This window comes from Rhodopila sp., from assembly GCF_035548235.1.
Taxonomy (GTDB): domain Bacteria; phylum Pseudomonadota; class Alphaproteobacteria; order Acetobacterales; family Acetobacteraceae; genus Rhodopila.
This window is the reverse complement of sequence record NZ_DASZTJ010000160.1, coordinates 1-1,561: the sequence shown is the minus strand read 5'-3', so window position 1 is coordinate 1,561 and position 1,561 is coordinate 1. Positions and strand designations below refer to the sequence as shown.

Genomic DNA, 1,561 nt, shown 5'->3' with positions numbered 1-1,561 from the left:
AACAGCGGCGGTTCAGGTCCGTGGGGCGAGCCGCCCAAAGGGTCCGGCGAACCGGGTCGATCCGACAAGAACGGCCGGAAGAAACCCGAAAGCGAGCCGATTCAGGGACCATGGGGCCATGCCGGCGGGGATCGCGAGGCGGGCCCCAACGATGACAAGCGCGACGAGAGGCGCGAGGACAAGGCCAGCCGCGGCGGCCCGCGCAGGCCCGGTGGCGGACCGTTCGGGCAGAACCCGTTTGGCGGGGGCCCGTTCGGGGGCGGTCCATTTGGGGGTGGCCCATTTGGGGGGGGTAACGAGTTCGACCGCCTGATCGCCCAGGCGCAGGCCTTCATCCGCGGCCTGCTGGGCGGCGGAGGCAAGGGCGGCGGCCCGGGTGCCTCCCGGTTCGGCGGCGGGCGCGGGCTGTTCCTGGCGGTCCTGGCGATCCTGGTCATCTGGATGGCCAGCGGCTTCTATCGCGTGCAGCCGGACGAGCAGGGCATCGTGCTGCGCTTCGGCGCCTATGCCTACTGGACGCCCCCCGGCCTGCACTGGCACCTGCCCTGGCCGGTCGAATCCGTCGAGACGCCCGCCGTCACCCGCATCAACCGGACCGAGATCGGCTATCGCTCCGCCGGGTCGGACACGGTGCAGAGCGGCCGTGACGCCACCGGCCGCGACGTGCTGGCCGAGAGCCTGATGCTGACCGGCGACGAGAACATCATCGACATCGACGTCGCGGTGTTCTGGCGGATCTCCAACGCCTCGGACTTCCTGTTCAACACCGCCGATCCGGCGATGCTGGTGCGGGCGGTCGCCGAAAGCTCGCTGCGCGAGGTGATCGGACGGACGCCGATCCAGCCGGCCTTGACCCAGTTGCGCGCGCAGATCGAGACCGACGTCCTGAAGCAGACGCAGCAGATCCTGGACCGCTACAAGGCCGGGGTGGAGATCACCCAGGTGCAGCTTCAGAAGGTCGATCCGCCGGCGGCGGTGATCGAAAGCTTCCGCGACGTGCAGCGGGCCAACACCGACGCCGAACGGATGCGCAACGAGGCGGAGGCGTATCGCAACGACATCGTGCCGCGCGCCCGCGGCGACGCCGCCCGCATCATCGCCGAGGGCCAGGGCGTCAAGGCCGCGACCGTCGCCAAGGCGACCGGCGAGGCGCAGCGCTTCGACAGCGTGTACAAGGCCTATGAGCAGGCCAAGGACGTGACCATCCGACGGCTCTACCTGGATACGATGGAGGACATCCTCCGCCACGCGCATCCGCTGGTGGTGGACGACAAGCTGAAGGGCCTGGTGCCGTTCCTGCCGCTGTCCCCGCCGGCCGGGCAGAAGCCGGCGCAGCTTCCGCCGCCCTCGCCCCCTGCGTCTCCGGGGGACGGAACCAGTCCGCAAGGGGGCAATTCCCAAGGGGGGAATTCCCAAGGGGGGAATGCCCAGGGGGGCTATCCCCAAGGTGGCAATTCCCAAGGGGGCAACCCATGAGCCGCGCCGGTATCGCCGCCATCGCGGCACTCGTCGTCGCGGGGATCCTGCTGGGATCGACCCTGTTCACGGTCGGCCAGACCCA

Annotated in this window: 1 protein-coding gene; it reads left to right on the top strand. The window is 70.0% G+C overall.

Annotated features, from left to right (window positions below; all coding sequences use genetic code 11):
• A partial coding sequence (gene hflK / locus VHB27_RS13365; RefSeq protein WP_325601166.1) for an FtsH protease activity modulator HflK occupies positions 1-1,476 on the top strand: 1,476 nt, incomplete at its 5' end.
• Positions 1,477-1,561 lie beyond the last annotated feature (85 nt).